The organism is Pseudomonas sp. LARHCG127, from assembly GCF_052871455.1.
Genome location: NZ_JBIXJT010000005.1, coordinates 141,243 through 157,029, shown reverse-complemented (window position 1 = coordinate 157,029; position 15,787 = coordinate 141,243). Strand labels below are relative to the sequence as shown.

Annotated in this window: 13 protein-coding genes; 12 read left to right on the top strand and 1 reads right to left on the bottom strand. The window is 63.9% G+C overall.

All coding sequences use genetic code 11. The features are described 5' to 3' along the window. Positions 1 to 166 precede the first annotated feature (166 nt). Positions 167 to 520, top strand: a complete 354-nt coding sequence (locus ACIPQ1_RS10850; protein WP_250965126.1) for a hypothetical protein — start codon at positions 167 to 169, stop codon at positions 518 to 520. 207 nt (positions 521 to 727) lie between these two features. Here ACIPQ1_RS10850 and ACIPQ1_RS10845 read toward each other — a convergent pair whose 3' ends face one another. Further along, positions 728 to 2,881 (bottom strand): WG repeat-containing protein, encoded by a 2,154-nt coding sequence (locus tag ACIPQ1_RS10845; protein ID WP_446534077.1) that lies wholly within the window; start codon positions 2,879 to 2,881, stop codon positions 728 to 730. 210 nt (positions 2,882 to 3,091) lie between these two features. Here ACIPQ1_RS10845 and ACIPQ1_RS10840 point away from each other — a divergent pair, with 210 nt between their 5' ends. The 11 genes from ACIPQ1_RS10840 to ACIPQ1_RS10790 all read left to right on the top strand — a co-directional run bounded on the left by ACIPQ1_RS10840 (position 3,092) and on the right by ACIPQ1_RS10790 (position 15,768). Beyond that, positions 3,092 to 4,117 carry a LacI family DNA-binding transcriptional regulator gene (locus ACIPQ1_RS10840; RefSeq protein ID WP_353050737.1) on the top strand — a complete coding sequence of 342 codons (1,026 nt, stop codon included), beginning with the start codon at positions 3,092 to 3,094 and terminating at the stop codon, positions 4,115 to 4,117. A 153-nt stretch (positions 4,118 to 4,270) separates the two neighbouring features. After that, positions 4,271 to 5,053 carry a sugar phosphate isomerase/epimerase family protein gene (locus ACIPQ1_RS10835; protein WP_446534076.1) on the top strand — a complete coding sequence of 261 codons (783 nt, stop codon included), beginning with the start codon at positions 4,271 to 4,273 and terminating at the stop codon, positions 5,051 to 5,053. Then, positions 5,046 to 6,026, top strand: coding sequence for a sugar kinase (locus tag ACIPQ1_RS10830; RefSeq protein ID WP_250965129.1), 981 nt, complete (start codon positions 5,046 to 5,048; stop codon positions 6,024 to 6,026). The genes ACIPQ1_RS10835 and ACIPQ1_RS10830 overlap by 8 nt, the downstream gene beginning before the upstream one ends. A gap of 86 nt (positions 6,027 to 6,112) precedes the next feature. After that, positions 6,113 to 7,411, top strand: a complete 1,299-nt coding sequence (locus tag ACIPQ1_RS10825; protein ID WP_446534075.1) for an MFS transporter — start codon at positions 6,113 to 6,115, stop codon at positions 7,409 to 7,411. Positions 7,412 to 7,426: 15 nt separating this feature from the next. Then, the gene (locus ACIPQ1_RS10820; protein WP_411387380.1) at positions 7,427 to 8,404 is read left to right on the top strand and encodes an NAD(P)-dependent oxidoreductase; all 978 of its coding nucleotides are present in this window, start codon (positions 7,427 to 7,429) and stop codon (positions 8,402 to 8,404) included. Between the two features lie 520 nt (positions 8,405 to 8,924). Continuing rightward, positions 8,925 to 9,884, top strand: a complete 960-nt coding sequence (locus ACIPQ1_RS10815) for an AAA family ATPase (protein ID WP_039589986.1) — start codon at positions 8,925 to 8,927, stop codon at positions 9,882 to 9,884. Positions 9,885 to 9,893: 9 nt separating this feature from the next. Further along, complete coding sequence (locus ACIPQ1_RS10810; protein ID WP_434702241.1) at positions 9,894 to 10,838, top strand: DUF58 domain-containing protein; 945 nt, start codon at positions 9,894 to 9,896, stop codon at positions 10,836 to 10,838. Further along, entirely contained in the window at positions 10,835 to 11,329 is a 495-nt protein-coding gene (locus tag ACIPQ1_RS10805) for a DUF4381 domain-containing protein (RefSeq protein ID WP_411387378.1), read from the top strand. The genes ACIPQ1_RS10810 and ACIPQ1_RS10805 overlap by 4 nt, the downstream gene beginning before the upstream one ends. Next, the gene (locus tag ACIPQ1_RS10800; RefSeq protein WP_446534074.1) at positions 11,322 to 12,401 is read left to right on the top strand and encodes a vWA domain-containing protein; all 1,080 of its coding nucleotides are present in this window, start codon (positions 11,322 to 11,324) and stop codon (positions 12,399 to 12,401) included. Before ACIPQ1_RS10805 ends, ACIPQ1_RS10800 begins: the two co-directional genes overlap by 8 nt. Continuing rightward, the gene (locus ACIPQ1_RS10795) at positions 12,398 to 14,134 is read left to right on the top strand and encodes a tetratricopeptide repeat protein (protein WP_446534073.1); all 1,737 of its coding nucleotides are present in this window, start codon (positions 12,398 to 12,400) and stop codon (positions 14,132 to 14,134) included. Before ACIPQ1_RS10800 ends, ACIPQ1_RS10795 begins: the two co-directional genes overlap by 4 nt. Continuing rightward, positions 14,131 to 15,768 carry a BatD family protein gene (locus ACIPQ1_RS10790; protein ID WP_411387376.1) on the top strand — a complete coding sequence of 546 codons (1,638 nt, stop codon included), beginning with the start codon at positions 14,131 to 14,133 and terminating at the stop codon, positions 15,766 to 15,768. The genes ACIPQ1_RS10795 and ACIPQ1_RS10790 overlap by 4 nt, the downstream gene beginning before the upstream one ends. Positions 15,769 to 15,787: the final 19 nt, after the last annotated feature.

The window sequence follows — 15,787 nt, the reverse complement described above, 5'->3', positions numbered from 1 at the left end:
CGACATATTCGGTCATCGGCTCGCTAAACAGCCGGTGCGCACCGAACAACCCTAGCAGGCTGGGGACCAAACGGCACCCCGAGGCGGTAAACCAGCAGAAAATCCTTCAGGCTGGCAAAATCCACTTTTTGCACCCCGCCGGTGCACTCGATCCTGGAGCATCACCATGCAAATGACCACCGCCCTTCTGATCGCCAACCCGTGCGACGACGAAGAAGACAACATGGCCATGCTCTGCTGCCACAGCGCCCAGGGCGAAATGTTCCTGATGACGCGCTACCCCGACGAAGACGAACTGGAAATCACCCTGGATGGAGAGCCTTCGACCCTGGACGGCGTCAAGGTCACCCTCAGCCCGACCCGCTTGCTGATTGAGATTGCCACGGCGGATGCCGATGCGTTGAATGGCGACGATGTGCTGGAGATCATCCACGACACCGATGCGGCGGACCTGGCGGAAGTGGAACTGACGTTGCAGAACATTCTCAAGGGGACGGGGACCTATATAAGCCAACTCTGAGATCCGGACACGAACACGCTCCTGTGGCATCAGCCAACCCTGGTCCCAAAGGCACCCCGTGGCGAGGGAGCTTGCTCCCGCTGGGTTGCGCAGCAACCCCAAAACCAGGCGCCGCGATGTAATGGGCAAGTGGCATAGGCCGCCTTGCGACTGCTGCGCAGTCGAGCGGGAGCAAGCTCCCTCGCCACGGGGTCAGTGAATTCGCCGTTATTTGTCGTTCTGCACCAGATTGCCATCGGCGTCATAAACCAGGTACTCGTCATCGTTCTTCGGATCCCTCACGTAGTAACGGGCCTCATTGCCGTTATCCGGCACCTTCATGCTGGTGTAGGACCCCAGCGCCTTGATCACCTTGTTGTCCTGACTGATCAAGACCAGCGAGGAGCCCCCACCCGCCCGGATCGCCGCTGCATAACGGGTCTGGAACGCGTTGATCTGCTGGTAATCCAGTGGCACTTGCAACCGGCCCGCCAAGTCGATGGCACCGTAGCTGTCATCGCGCCCGACCACCGCCATGCCGTTGGAAAACGGCGTCACTTCGTCATAAGGCAACTTGATCGGTAGTCGCGCGCCCTGGCGATCGATAAAAGCGAACTTCCTGCTTTTGGTGTCCTGCACCAACAGCGGCTGCTGCCCCACAAACCGGCCTACCACGTTGTAGCCCGGAAGGTTGATCCGTTTGCCTTCCAGGTCGAAAACATCCTCACGACTTCGATCGGCGGAGCTGGCGTAGAGCAGACCCGCGCTGTGCTCGATGCCCGAGAATTGCGTCGGCAGGATCTCCTTGCCGGCCAGGGTATAAGCGCCGTACAGGCCTTCCATGAGATCAGTTCGCTTGCCGAGACGGGCGATGAACAGGTTATCGGTCACGGTGGGGTTGACGAATTTCATCGGCAACACAAACCGATGATGCCTGGCATCGTAGAGCCCATAAGGGCCGTTGGTTTCACGCTCCACCAACAGCAGGCCATTGCTCAGCGCCTCGGTGATGTGTTCGAACGGCAGGTCGACGAGCTTGTTGCTACCGGCGGGGAAATAGGCGAGCTGGCTGCGCAACGCCTGCCACTCCGATTCCGGGTCGCTGGACTTCTCCGGGTAAAACAACGTGTAGGTATCGGCCACCGGGCTGTCTTGCACCTGCACCCAACGGGGCTTGATCAACCACTGGCCAGCCTGGTCGATGAAGCCATAGCGCTCGGCCTTGCGGTCCAGGGCGATGTACCGCGCTTGGGCTGCCAGGACGTTGTCGACCTGGGTGAACTCAATGCTGTTGTCTTCCATCGGATCGAGTACATGGATGACGATGCGTTGCGGGGTGGCCTCGAATTGGTAGTCGACCTCGGTGTTTTGCAGCGGCCCCGCCTGAGCGACCAGCGCCTCGGTCACGCGTTCCAACCGCTGTTGCACCGCCTGGCCGCTCTTGATCTGATCAAGGTCGTCCTTGGTCTGCAGCAGCGCTTTGTAATAGTCCTGCAACGCCGCGATATCGCCCTCGGAGGGGAACGCCCGGGAGCTGTTCCCGTTGCTGTAGAGCGCCCTGCCCTCATCGTCCAGCCCTTGCACCACGAAGGTCGACAATTTCAGCGTACTCAAGCGCACGGAAGCGCTGCCATCACCCAGGGCCGTGAGCTGGAAGGACTGGCCGTCGTCCAGGGTCACTTTCGGCTGATCCTTGTCCAGCACCACTTTCCTGAACGCCGGATAGCTGCGGTAAGCGACTGTCAAGCCGAGACTCGCCAGCGGTTTGTTCACCGCAAGTGCGAAGGCGTCATGGGATGCGATCATGTCGTCGGACTCGACCTTGGGTGGCGCCTTGAGCTCGTCGAAGGTTTTTTCGCTGCCATCGCGAAAAACCAAGCGCTGCGGCAGATACTGCTCGGCCGTCGGCTCATCCGGCATGGCGGCGCGCTTCCAGAGTGGATCAAGCGTGCTGGTATCGAGCCGCACCTCGGAACCATCGGCAAATAGCCTCTGGGCAAAACGCAGGCCTTGGATCGACGCCAATTCAGCTTTCAGCTGCGCGCTGGTGAACGGGACAAACAGCGACTCGTATTGCAACGGCTGCTCGCCGACGGATTCGGTCGTCTCGACAGTCAGGCTCAATTGCACGTCGCTGACCCGCTCCAGGGACCTGAGGGTCTCACCGGTGTCCTGGATCAAATAATTGAGGCGCTTCTCCACCTCCGGCAGTGCCAGCGTGCCGATGTCTTCCATGCCGCCTTCGTTCAATTGCTCGGCGGCGAAGCCTTCATCGGCTGGCGCGCCGCTGTGGCGAAACAGGATGTAGGACGCGCAGCCCACCACCAACAAGGTCACACTCAGTATCAACAGCAATCTCAAACGAGGCTGGGTAAAGTTCATGGTGGTTTCGGCAGTCAAGGGGCTGGGAGAGGCAGGCAGCTAACCACACGGCCTGGCGCGCTGCAAATTGACTGGGTGGTTCGGCGCCCCTGATGCGAACCACCATCGGTCGTGCTGCTGACACGTCCCCCTTGACGACCGATTGGGTTCTGGTGTTTCCTGAAACCGGTTTCAGAACCGCTAATAAATCCAATAAGCAGGTTTCTATCCGTGAATTCTTTCTCCGCCGCCCAGCGCAACCGCGTGACCATGCTCGACGTCGCCGAACGCGCCGGAGTCTCCAAGGCCAGTGTCTCGCGTTTCATCGGCGAAGACCGTGCCCTGCTCTCCGAGGCCATCGCCCGGCGCATCGACCAGGCCATCAGTGAGTTGGGCTACCGGCCGAACCAGATGGCCCGCGGCCTCAAGCGCGGGCGCACACGCCTGATCGGCATGCTGGTGGCCGATATCCGCAACCCTTATTCGATTGCCGTGATGCATGGCGTGGAAACCGCCTGTCGTCGCCATGGCTATAGCCTGGTGGTGTGCAACACCGACCGCGATGACGAGCAGGAACGCCAGCACCTGGCGCTGTTGCGCGCCTACAACATCGAAGGGCTGATCGTAAACACGCTGGGTCACCACCGTGACGAATTGTTCGAATTGCGCAGCGAAATGCCTCTGGTGCTGGTGGATCGCAAGGTCGATCGGCTCGACAGCGACCTGGTCGGACTGGACAACCCGGCGGCCATCGAAATGGCCCTCGATCACCTCGAGCAACGGGGCTACCGCGATCTGTTGCTGGTGACCGAGCCGTTCGACGGCACCAGCTCGCGAATCGAGCGGGTCGAGAGTTTCAAGGCCGGCATCCACCAACGGCCTGCCCTGGCCGGCTCTGTGGTGGAGACCTGTGACCAATTGACCACGCGCATCAAGACCTTTCTTGCCCAGCCGGGCCCTGGCCCCAAGGCGTTGTTCTGCGCCAATGGCATTGCCGCCCTGGCCGCCACGACGGTGTTGCGCGAGCTGGGTTGCCACTTATTCGACGACGTCGGCCTGATCGCCCTCGATGACCTGGATTGGTACCCGCTGGTCGGCAGCGGCATCACGGCCCTGGCCCAACCGACAGCGGAGATCGGCGCCAGCGCGTTCGAATGCCTGCTCAAGCGCTTGCGTGGGGACAACGGGCCGGTGCGGACCCTGGATTTTGCGGCGCGGTTGATTGAGCGGGGGTCGACGCTTGGGGTTTCTCGGTGATCGGGCCGGCCTCATCGCGAGCAAGCTCGCTCCCACAGCGGGTCTTCAGTGCGTCACAGATCCCGTGTGGGAGCGAGCTTGCTCGCGATGAGCCCTGAAGCACACCCCCTTTTTTTGAACAAAACTGAAACCGGTTTCAGAGGAACAGCCACCATGCACACCCCACCCGTTTCCATCAGTCTTTCCAGCTACGGCGCCGACCTGGTCCGGCAGCATGGCCAGGGCAATTTCATTGAGCTGCTGGCCGCCGCCGGAGCTTCGCGCATCGAATGGCGCGAAGAATTGCTCACCACCGAACAACCTTCGGAACTGGCCGCTGCTGCCCGGGCCCGGGGGCTGCAAAGTATTTTCTCGTCGCCACTGGAGCTGTGGCTCGCTGGCCAGTCCAGGCCCAACCCCGACTTGGCGCTGGCGCTGCAGCGTGGCGAGGCGTTCGGTTCGACCTGGCTGAAAGTCTCCCTCGGTCACTTCACCGACGCCAATGACCTGTCGGCATTGGCCCAGGTGCTCGCCGCAAGCCCGGTGCAGCTACTGGTGGAAAACGACCAGACCTTGTACGGCGGGCGGATCGAGCCGTTGCAACGGTTCTTCACCGCCGTCGAATACCAAGGGTTGCCCGTTGCCATGACCTTCGACATTGGCAATTGGCAGTGGCAGGACCAATCGGCCGCCGTGGCCGCCCGACAACTCGGACGGTATGTGACGTATGTGCATTGCAAGGCCGTGGCCCGGCGCGCCGACGGCAAACTCGTCGCCGCGCCTCCAGCCATGACCGACCTGCACCTGTGGGAACAACTGCTCAAGCACATGCCCGCCGGCGTAATGCGCGCCGCCGAGTATCCGTTGCAAGGCGATGACTTGCTGCAATTGACCACCCGCCATGTCGCCACCCTGTCCGGTCTTGGGCAATCGCGCCGGGAGCCTGTCCATGTCTGAATTCGATGTGTTGTCGTTCGGTGAAACCATGGCGATGCTGGTGGCTGACCAGCGCGGTGACCTGGCCAGCGTCGAGCAGTTCCACAAGCGCATCGCCGGGGCCGACAGCAACGTGGCCATCGGGCTGTCACGGCTGGGCTTCAAGGTGGCGTGGCTGAGCCGGGTCGGCGCCGACTCCCTGGGACGCTTCGTGACGCAGACGCTGGAGAACGAAGGCCTGGATTGTCGCCACGTGGCGGTCGACCCGGAGCACCCCACCGGCTTCCAGTTCAAATCCCGCACCGTCGATGGCAGCGACCCGCAAGTCGAGTATTTCCGCCGCAGTTCGGCGGCCAGTCATCTGTCGATCGACTCCATCGCCCCGGCGTTGCTTGACGCCCGCCACGTGCACGCCACGGGCATCGTCCCGGCGCTGTCGGACATGGCCCGCGAGATGTCCTTTGAGTTGATGACCCGCATGCGCGAGGCCGGCCGCAGCCTGTCGTTCGACCCCAACCTGAGGCCGAGCCTGTGGCGCAGCGAGTCGATGATGGTCACTGAAATCAATCGCCTCGCCGCCCTCGCCCACTGGGTCTTGCCGGGACTCGGCGAAGGCCGGCTGCTGACGGGTTTCGACGATCCGGCTGACATCGCCGCGTTCTACCTGGACCAAGGCGCCGAAATCGTCGTGATCAAGCTCGGCGCGGACGGTGCTTATTACCGCACGCCGCTGGACGAAGGCGTCATCGCCGGCGTGCCCGTGGCCCAGGTGGTCGACACCGTGGGCGCCGGGGATGGCTTCGCCGTCGGCCTGATCAGCGCATTGCTCGAAGGCCAGGCCATCACCGCGGCCGTGCAACGCGCCAACTGGATTGGCAGCCGTGCGGTGCAGAGCCGTGGGGACATGGAAGGGTTGCCGACGCGCCTTGAGCTATTGGCCGAGTTTGAAACCGTCGATCGCGAGCAAGCTCGCTCCCACAAGGGATCAAGTTAACCCCTGTGGGAGCGAGCTTGCTCGCGATCGAGGACACCGCAAAACGCACCTGCTGCATAAAAACAACAAGCTCAGGAGTCAACGACATGCAAACGCCCAACCTCGCCACCCGCCGCTGGTGGTACATCATGCCCATCGTCTTCATCACCTACAGCCTGGCCTACCTGGACCGGGCCAACTATGGCTTCGCTGCCGCCTCGGGCATGGCCGAGGACCTGATGATCACCCCAGGACTGTCGTCGCTGCTGGGCGCACTGTTCTTCCTCGGCTACTTTTTCTTCCAGGTCCCGGGGGCGATCTACGCGCAAAAGCACAGCGTGAAGAAGCTGATCTTCGTCAGCCTGATCCTCTGGGGTTCGCTGGCCACCCTGACCGGCGTCGTCTCCAATGCCTACTGGCTGATCGTGATCCGCTTCATGCTCGGGGTGGTCGAGGCCGCCGTGATGCCGGCGATGCTAGTGTACCTGTGCCACTGGTTCACCCGGGCCGAACGTTCGCGGGCCAATACCTTCCTGATCCTCGGTAACCCGGTGACCATGCTGTGGATGTCGGTGGTCTCGGGTTATCTGGTGCAGCAATTCGACTGGCGCTGGATGTTCATCATCGAAGGTTTGCCGGCGGTGCTCTGGGCCTTTGTCTGGTGGCGCCTGGCCGATGATCGCCCGGCCCAGGCCAAGTGGCTCAGCGACCAGGAAAAACACGATCTGGAAAGTGCCTTGGCGGCCGAACAGGTCGGCATCAAGGCGGTGAAGAACTACGCCGAAGCCTTCCGCTCGCCCAAAGTCATCATCCTGGCGTTGCAGTTCTTCTGCTGGAGCATCGGCGTCTACGGGTTTGTGCTGTGGTTGCCGTCGATCCTCAAGGCCGGCCTGCAGATGAACATGGTCGAGGCCGGCTGGCTGTCGTCCTTGCCATACCTGGCAGCAGTGATCGGCATGCTGGTGGTGTCCTGGGCGTCGGACAAGGCGCAGAAGCGCAAGCGTTTTGTCTGGCCGCCGCTGCTGATCGCCTCCATCGCGTTCTACGCCTCCTACCTGCTGGGGGCCGAGCATTTCTGGTGGTCCTATGGCTTGCTGGTGATCGCCGGCGCGTGCATGTATGCACCGTACGGGCCGTTCTTCGCCATCGTTCCGGAAATTCTCCCGGCCAATGTCGCCGGCGGTGCCATGGCCTTGATCAACAGTATGGGCGCGCTGGGTTCCTTCGGCGGCTCGTACCTGGTGGGCTACCTCAACGGCACCACCGGCTCCCCTGGCATGTCCTTCCTGCTGATGAGCGGTGCGTTGCTGCTGTCGGTGGTACTGACCCTCGCCCTCAAGCCCGGCGCCAGCGACCGGACCGTATCCCCCCCCGCGACGCCCAACCCGGCGCCCGCCCGTTCCTGAATCGAGACCCATCCCATGAAAAAGCACGTGGTGTTGTACAAGAAACTGTCAGCGCAACTGATGGAACGCCTGCAAGCCCAGGCCCAAGTCACGCTCATCGAACGCCTCGACGCCCAGGGCCTGGCGCAACTGCGCGCCGCCCTCCCCACGGCCCACGGCCTGCTGGGCGCCAGCCTCAAGCTGGATGCGGCGCTGCTGGACCTGGCGCCGAACCTGCAAGCCATTGCCAGCGTTTCGGTGGGGGTCGACAACTATGACATCGACTACCTGACCGAACGCCGGATCCTGCTCAGCAACACGCCGGACGTGCTGACCGAAACCACTGCCGACACCGGGTTTGCCTTGATCCTGGCAACCGCTCGCCGCGTGGTCGAACTGGCCAACCTGGTCCGTGCCGGCCAATGGCGGGAAAGCATCGGACCGCGGCATTTCGGGAGCGATGTCCATGGCAAGACCCTGGGCATCATCGGCATGGGACGCATAGGCGAAGCCCTGGCCCAACGCGGGCATTTCGGCTTCGGCATGCCGGTGCTCTACCACAGCCATTCGCCCAAGCCTGCGGTCGAGCAACGGTTCGGCGCACGTTATTGCAGCCTCGAAACGCTGTTGCAACAGGCGGACTTCATCTGCCTGACCTTGCCGCTCACGGCCGAAACCCAGGGGCTGATCGGCGCCCAGGCGTTCGCGCAGATGCGCCCCGAGAGCATCTTCATCAATATCTCCCGGGGCAAAGTGGTGGATGAAGCGGCGTTGATCGAGGCCCTGCGCAACCGGCAGATCCGTGGCGCCGGGCTGGATGTGTTCGAGCGCGAACCCTTGAATGCCGATTCGCCGTTGTTACAGATGGACAACGTGGTAGCGACGCCGCACATGGGCTCGGCCACCCATGAGACCCGGGAAGCGATGGCGCGTTGTGCGGTGGAGAACCTGCTGGCGGCGTTGGCGGGGGAACGGCCGGTGAATCTGGTGAATGCAGGGGCATGGAAGAGCTGAGTCATTCACCGCCAACTCCTGTGGGAGCCGAGCTTGCTCGCGATAGCGGTGGGTCAGGCTGCATTGAGGTTGAATGTGCCGCCGTCATCGCGAGCAAGCTCGCTCCCACACTGGATCTGTGGTGTTCCCAGCTCCTGCGTCCACCGCCAATCCCTGTGGGAGCTGAGCTTGCTCGCGATAGCGGTGGGTCAGGCTGTATTGAGGTTGAATGTGCCGCCGTCATCGCGAGCAAGCTCGGCTCCCACACTGGATCCGTGGCGTTCCTTGATCCTGCGTCCACCGCCAATCCCCCTGTGGGAGCGAGCTTGCTCGCGAAGGCGGTGGGTCAGCCGACGAAAATGTTGCCTGGCACTACGTCTTCGCGAGCAAGCCCGCTCCCACAACGACTCCAAACCGATCACAAATCCACACACCAGACAAAATCCCGTTAGTCGCCACCCCCTGCCATGCATTAAAGTAACGCCCCCAGCCCCGGCGTTATCCGAACGCCTGGGGCCACCCTTTCCAGGAACAGTCACCGATGGAACATCGTGAAGCGCTGCTGGCGCTGCGAACCTTTCTTTCAACGCAGATCCTCGGCCAGGAAAAACTCATCGAGCGCCTGCTCATCGCCCTGCTCGCCGACGGCCATATGCTGGTGGAAGGCGCGCCTGGACTGGCCAAGACCAAGGCCATCAAAGAGCTGGCCGAGGGCATCGAAGCGCAGTTCCATCGTATCCAGTTCACCCCTGACCTACTGCCCGCCGACATCACCGGCACCGAAATCTACCGGCCGGAAACCGGCAGTTTCGTGTTCCAGCAAGGGCCGATCTTCCATAACCTGGTACTGGCGGATGAAATCAACCGCGCCCCGGCCAAGGTCCAGTCGGCCCTGCTCGAAGCCATGGCCGAGCGTCAGGTCAGTGTCGGGCGCAGCACCTATGAGCTGTCGCCACTGTTCCTGGTGATGGCCACGCAGAACCCGATCGAGCAGGAAGGCACCTACCCGTTGCCCGAAGCCCAACTCGACCGGTTCCTGATGCACGTCAAGATCGGTTTTCCCGATGCCGCCGTGGAACGCCGCATTCTCCAGCAGGCCCGGGGTGAAGCGTTGAATGGCGAGACCAAGCCCGAACGTCGCGTGAGCCAGCAGGCGATCTTCTCCGCGCGCAAGGAAATCCTCGGCTTGTACATGGCCGACGCCGTGGAGGAATACCTGGTGCAACTGATCATGGCCACCCGCAACCCCGCGAAGTTCGACCCGGAGATGGCCGAGTGGATCGCCTACGGCGCCAGCCCGCGGGGTTCCATCGCCCTTGACCGCTGCGCCCGTGCCCATGCCTGGCTGGCCGGACGCGACTTTGTCAGCCCGGAAGATATCCAGGCCGTGCTGTTCGACGTGCTGCGCCATCGCATCATCCTGTCGTTCGAAGCCGAGGCCGCCGGCATCGACCAGGATCGGGTCGTGCAGCGGATTCTCGACGTCGTCGCTGTCGCTTGAGCATGCGTCATGAATAACCCCCTGGCGCCCGCACCGGGCATCCGCGTCAGCCTTTCGGAGCTGATCGAGATGCGCCATCGCGTGCGCGAGGTGCAATTGTTTTCCACACCGGGCCAACGCAGCCCGCTGATCGGCCTGCATCACTCCAAGCTGCGTGGGCGCGGGGTGGATTTCGACCAGGTGCGGGTCTACCAGGCCGGCGACGACGTACGCACCATTGACTGGCGCGTCACCGCCCGGACCCAGGAACCCCACACCAAACTGTTCCACGAAGAACGCGAGCGGCCGATCTTCATCATGATCGAGCAAAGCCACCGGCTGTTCTTCGGCTCGGGGCTGATGTTCAAGTCGGTGCTCGCCGCCCAGGCCGCCAGCCTGATCGGCTGGGCCGCGCTGGGGCACAACGACCGGGTCGGTGGCCTGGTGTTCGGCAACAACACCCATTACGAGGTCAAGCCGCGGCGCAGCAAACAGAGCCTTCTGCAATTGCTCAACCGGCTGGTGCGGGTCAACCAATCGCTGCACACCGAGGGCGAGCCGGACCGCGACTCGTTCGGCATCGCCCTGCGTCGAGCCCGGGAAGTGCTGCGGCCCGGCAGCCTGGTGATCGTGATTTGCGACGAGCGTGCCTTGTCCGACAGCGCCGAGCAGCAACTGAGCCTGCTGTCGCGCCATTGCGACCTGTTGCTGCTGCCGCTGTCGGACCCACTGGACCACGCCTTGCCCGCCGCCGGCTTGCTGCGCTTCGCCCAACGCGATGCCCAACTGGAACTCGACACCCTGAATTTCGAGTTGCGCCAGGCCTATCGCGCCCAGGCCGACGCTCGCCAGGAACGTTGGGAGCTGCTGGCGCAGAAGCTGCGAATCCTGATGATGCCCCTGAGCACCCAGGGCGACATGGTCGAACAACTGCGCGAATACCTGAACCCCAAGCGGGCCGGGAAAAGCCGATGAGCAGTCTCGATCAACTGCAACCGTTGATGGCGCCACCGCCCATCGGCTTCTGGCCACCCGCGCCGGGCTGGTGGTTGTTGCTGGTACTGTTGCCGCTGCTGGGCCTGGGGCTGTGGCATTTGCGCCGCTTCATTCCCGCCAAGCGCACCACGGACCGCACTGAGCAACCCCTGGACCCGGTGCGCGTGGCCGCCCTGGCCGAACTCGCCCGGCTGCCCAAACCCTACGACGGCGCGCCGGCCGGTGCCTGGCTGCAGCAGCTCAACGGGCTGCTCAAGCGCCTGTGTCGCAATCACTATCCCTACAGCCAGAGCCACACCCTCAACGGGCGCAAATGGCTGGCCTTCCTCGACAACCGTTGCCCGGCCGCCGGCCTGACGCGCTGGATGGTACTGGTGGAAGGCGCCTACAAGCCCGAATGCAAGCTCGACGACAAAGCCATCGCCGGCCTGACCCAGGCGGTGGAAATCTGGATTCGCAAACATGTTTGAATTCGCCTGGCCGTGGGTGTTCGCCCTGTTGCCACTGCCCTGGCTGATGCGCCTGGTGCTGCCGGCGGCCGACAGCGGCGAGCCGGCGCTCAAGGTCAGTTTCCTCGGTGACCTGGAAGGCCTGGTGGGCCGTCGGGCCCGGGCCAATCTGCCGACCTGGCGACAACAGGCACCCTTTATCCTGCTCTGGCTGCTGTTGCTGATCGCCGCCGCCCGGCCGCAGTGGTTGGGGGAACCGTTGCCCATTGCCGCCAGCGGTCGCGACCTGTTGGTGGCGGTGGACGTCTCGGGCTCCATGGACTTTCCCGACATGCAGTGGAAGGACGAAGAAGTCAGCCGCCTCACGCTGGTCCAGCACATGCTCGGGGATTTTCTCGAAGGCCGCGAGGGTGATCGGGTCGGCCTGATCCTGTTTGGCAGCCAGGCCTACTTGCAGGCGCCGCTGACCTTCGACCGTCGCACCGTGCGGCGTTGGCTCGACGAGGCGCGCATCGGCATCGCCGGCAAGAATACCGCCATTGGCGACGCCATCGGCCTGGCCCTCAAGCGCCTGCGTCAGCGCCCGGCCCACAGTCGCGTGTTGATCCTGGTCACCGACGGGGCCAACAACGGCGGCGAAATCGATCCATTGACTGCGGCGCAGCTGGCCGCCGACGAAGGCGTGAAAATCTACCCGATCGGCATCGGTGCCGACCCGGAACAAAGCGGTACGGCGGGCTTCCTCGGCGTCAACCCGAGCCTGGACCTCGACGAGCCGACCCTCAAGGACATTGCCCAGGTCACGGGCGGTCGTTATTTCCGCGCCCAGGATGGTGAGCAACTGCTGGCGATCAAGACCACCCTCGACCAGCTCGAACCGGTGACCCAGCAACCGACCCAAGCGCGCCCTGCCCTGGCGCTGTATCACTGGCCCCTGACCGTTGCGCTGTTGCTGAGCGTGCTGCTGGCGGCCCGGGTGCGCTGGCCGGACAATCCACTGCAACGCCTGCTCAACCAGGCATTGTTCAAGCCGGCCCAACACACCGAGTGGCGCCAACGGCTCAAGCGGCTGCGCTTGCGGAGGCGTCGATGATCGCCCTCTGGCCACACTGGCTGCGCCCCTGGTTCGTGTTGCTGCTGCCGTTGCTGGGCTGGTTGCTCTGGCAACTGTGGCATCGGCAGAAGCGAGTGGGCCGCTGGCAGATGATCTTGCCGCCGGCCTTCCACGCCGTGCTGCTCAGCGGCGGCAGTGGCCGGGAAAGCCGGCTGCCATGGATTGCCCTGGGCCTGGGTTGGGCGTTGATCGTGCTGGCGTTGCTGGGGCCGAGCTGGGCGCGGGTCGAGCAGACCAGCCAGAAACCCGCCGATCCGCTGGTGGTGATACTGGAGCTGACCCCGGAAATGCTCGCCACCGACGTCCCGCCGACGCGCCTGGAACAGGCCCGGCGCAAGTTGCTGGACCTGCTGCAGAACCGCAGCGATGCCCAGACCGCGATCATTGTCTATGCCGGCAGCGCCCACACGCTGGTGCCGCTGTCCGACGACCTGGCCACCAGCGCCAACCTGCTCGAAGCCGTCGCACCGTCGATCATGCCCCAAGGCGGTCATCGCGCCGACCTGGCGGTCCATAAGGCCATGGCCCTGTTGGACCAGGGTGAACTTGGCCACGGTCGGATCCTGCTGATCGGCTCTTCGTTGAACGAACAGGAGCGTGAAGGCATCCGCCAAGTCCTGGACGGTTCCGCCACGCAATGGCTGATGCTGGGCATCGGCACCCGGGAAGGCGCACCGGTGGCCCAGGAAGATGGCAGTTACCTCAAGGATGCCCAGGGCTCGATCCTGGTGCCGCGCCTGGACAGCCCGGGCCTCAAGGCCTTCGCCAACGAATTGGACGGTCGCTACCGACCGGCGCGGCTGGATGACAGCGACCTGCGCGGCCTGGGCCTGCTGGACGGTCCTCGCCATCTGCGCAGTGACGGCCAGACGTTGCGCCTGGACACCTGGGCCGACCAGGGTTATTGGCTGCTCCTGCCATTGTTGCTGCTGGCCGCCTGCGCCGGACGTCGAGGCTGGCTGTTCTGCCTGCCGCTGCTGTTCGTGTTGCCGCAAACCGGCCACGCCTTCGAATTCCAGGACCTGTGGTTGCGCGCCGATCAACAGGGCCAGCATTTGCTCAAGCAAAAGCGCCCCGCCGAAGCCGCCGCCCACTTCGAGGACAGCCAATGGCAAGGCGTCGCCCTGTACGAAGCGGGTCAATACAGCGAAGCCGCCCGGCGCTTCGCCGAAGGCAACGACGCCCGTGCCCACTACAATCGTGGCAACGCCCTGGCCAAGAGCGGTGAGCTGGAGGCCGCACTGGATGCCTACGAACAAGCCCTGGAATTGCAACCCGACCTGCGCCCGGCCCAGACCAACAAGGCGCTGGTGCAGAGCCTGTTGAAGGAGCAGGCACCACCGGCGCCAGAGCCCAAGCCCGCGGAAAACGAGGAACCAGCCCCCTCCGAGCAAGCGCCGGATAGCACTTCGACGAGCCAGTCTTCCGAACCGGGACAGCCATCCACCGAGACCACCGCGACGCCGGACGAATCCCAGCCTCCACGGGCCGCACAGCCGCCCACCGCCCAGGATGTGCCGGGTAGCGAGCTGCCTGATGAACAGACCACCACGCCGCCGCTGCGTCCCGCCGGCGGCCAGCGCAATGAAGAAGAACAACGCCAGGCCATGGAACAATGGTTGCGCCAGATCCCGGATAACCCCGGCGAGCTGCTCAGGCGTAAATTCTGGTATGAACAGCAAAGCCATCAGGCCCAGGGAAAAAACCCATGACCCGCTTCACCGCCTACCTCCTCGCCTTGCTGCTCTGGGCCTCTGGAACCCAGGCTGCACAGCTGACGGCCAGTGTGGACCGCAGCCGCCTGAACTCCGGGGAAACGGTGGAACTGACCCTGGAATCCAATGACGCCACGTTGTTCGGCAAACCCGACCTGAGCCCGCTCCAGGCCTTGTTCGATGTGCGCGGCACCCGCCAGGTCAATCAGTTGACGACCCTCGACGGCGAGAACCGCGCCACCACTCGCTGGATCATCACCCTGCTGCCACGTCGAAGCGGCACCGTGGTCATTCCGCCGCTGCAACTGGGCGAAGTGAGCAGCCAGCCGATCACCCTGCAAGTCATCGAAAGCGAAACCCGCAACGCCTCGGGAACCCTGGCGCCAGTGTTCATCGAAGCCAGCCTCGACCAGCACGACGTGTATGTGCAGGCCCAGGCGATCCTGACCCTGCGCATCTATCATTCGGTGTCGCTGTACGACGACAGCAGCCTGACGCCATTGCACATCCCCGATGCGCGCACCGAACAACTGGGCGAATCGCGCACCTATGAAAAAGTCATCAACGATGTGCGCCATGGCGTCATCGAACTGCGCTATGGCATCTACCCGCAGCGCAGCGGCGAGCTGACGATTCCGGCCCAGACCTTCAGTGCCACCCTGGTCGAACCGGTGGCCCAGGACGCCGCCCCTTCAGGCCCCAAGCCCGGCCAATTGATGCGGGTCAGCTCCGAGCAACTGCTGCTGAGCGTCAAACCCAAGCCGGCCAGCTACCCGGCCGACGTGCCCTGGCTGCCGGCACGCAGCCTGTCGTTGAGTGAAAGCTGGAGCCCGGAGCCGACCCACAGCCAGGTCGGCGATTCCCTGACCCGCAGCCTGACCCTGGAAGCCGAAGGCCTGGCCAGCGCCCAGTTGCCACCGTTGCCGGCCACCGAGATCAATGGCCTGCGGCGTTATCCGGACCAACCGGTACTGAGCAGCCGCAGCAGTGAACGCGGGCTGGTGGGCAGCCGCGAGGACCGCGAGGCGCTGGTGCCCAACCGCAGCGGCACCATCGAGCTGCCACCGGTGGAAGTGGTCTGGTGGAACACCCTGGAAGATCACCTGGACCGCACCAGCCTCCCGGCGCGGACCCTGCAAGTGGCGAACAATCCGAGCCTGATGGTGGATACACCGGCCAGCACGACGCAGATCGTGACCACGGTGGACAGCGAGACCCTGTGGTATTGGCAACTGAGCAGCCTGATCCTGGCCTGCACGACACTGCTCGGCTTCGGCTTGTGGTGGCGCGCCCGTTGGCAGCCGGCGATCCTGCGCTCGACCCAGGCCGGACCGAGCCCACGCACCCTGCTGGACGACCTCAAGCGTACCTGCCTGGCCAACGACCCCCACGCCACCCGCCAAGCCCTGGACGCCTGGGCCCGCCAGCAACCGGAAACCCTGGCCGACATGGCCGCGCGTTTCGTGCCGCTGTCCGACGCCCTGGATGGCCTCAACGGCGCGCTCTACAGCGAAACCGGCCAGCATTGGCAAGGCGAAGACTTGTGGCGGGCCATTCGTACCATCCCGCCCACCGAAGGGGCGCTGGATTCGGCGGGTGATTCCGGATTGCCGCCGCTTTACCCTAAATAACCCAAACTTCTGTTTTGCA

Bases quoted from the DNA above. Each gene is read 5' to 3' on its own strand.
- ACIPQ1_RS10835 (WP_446534076.1), top strand. From the start codon at position 4,271: ATGCACACCCCACCCGTTTCCATCAGTCTTTCCAGCTACGGCGCCGAC.
- ACIPQ1_RS10820 (WP_411387380.1), top strand. From the start codon at position 7,427: ATGAAAAAGCACGTGGTGTTGTACAAGAAACTGTCAGCGCAACTGATG.
- ACIPQ1_RS10830 (WP_250965129.1), top strand. From the start codon at position 5,046: ATGTCTGAATTCGATGTGTTGTCGTTCGGTGAAACCATGGCGATGCTG.
- ACIPQ1_RS10825 (WP_446534075.1), top strand. From the start codon at position 6,113: ATGCAAACGCCCAACCTCGCCACCCGCCGCTGGTGGTACATCATGCCC.
- ACIPQ1_RS10795 (WP_446534073.1), top strand. From the start codon at position 12,398: ATGATCGCCCTCTGGCCACACTGGCTGCGCCCCTGGTTCGTGTTGCTG.
- ACIPQ1_RS10815 (WP_039589986.1), top strand. From the start codon at position 8,925: ATGGAACATCGTGAAGCGCTGCTGGCGCTGCGAACCTTTCTTTCAACG.
- ACIPQ1_RS10800 (WP_446534074.1), top strand. From the start codon at position 11,322: ATGTTTGAATTCGCCTGGCCGTGGGTGTTCGCCCTGTTGCCACTGCCC.
- ACIPQ1_RS10810 (WP_434702241.1), top strand. From the start codon at position 9,894: ATGAATAACCCCCTGGCGCCCGCACCGGGCATCCGCGTCAGCCTTTCG.
- ACIPQ1_RS10805 (WP_411387378.1), top strand. From the start codon at position 10,835: ATGAGCAGTCTCGATCAACTGCAACCGTTGATGGCGCCACCGCCCATC.
- ACIPQ1_RS10790 (WP_411387376.1), top strand. From the start codon at position 14,131: ATGACCCGCTTCACCGCCTACCTCCTCGCCTTGCTGCTCTGGGCCTCT.
- ACIPQ1_RS10845 (WP_446534077.1), bottom strand. From the start codon at position 2,881: ATGAACTTTACCCAGCCTCGTTTGAGATTGCTGTTGATACTGAGTGTG.
- ACIPQ1_RS10850 (WP_250965126.1), top strand. From the start codon at position 167: ATGCAAATGACCACCGCCCTTCTGATCGCCAACCCGTGCGACGACGAA.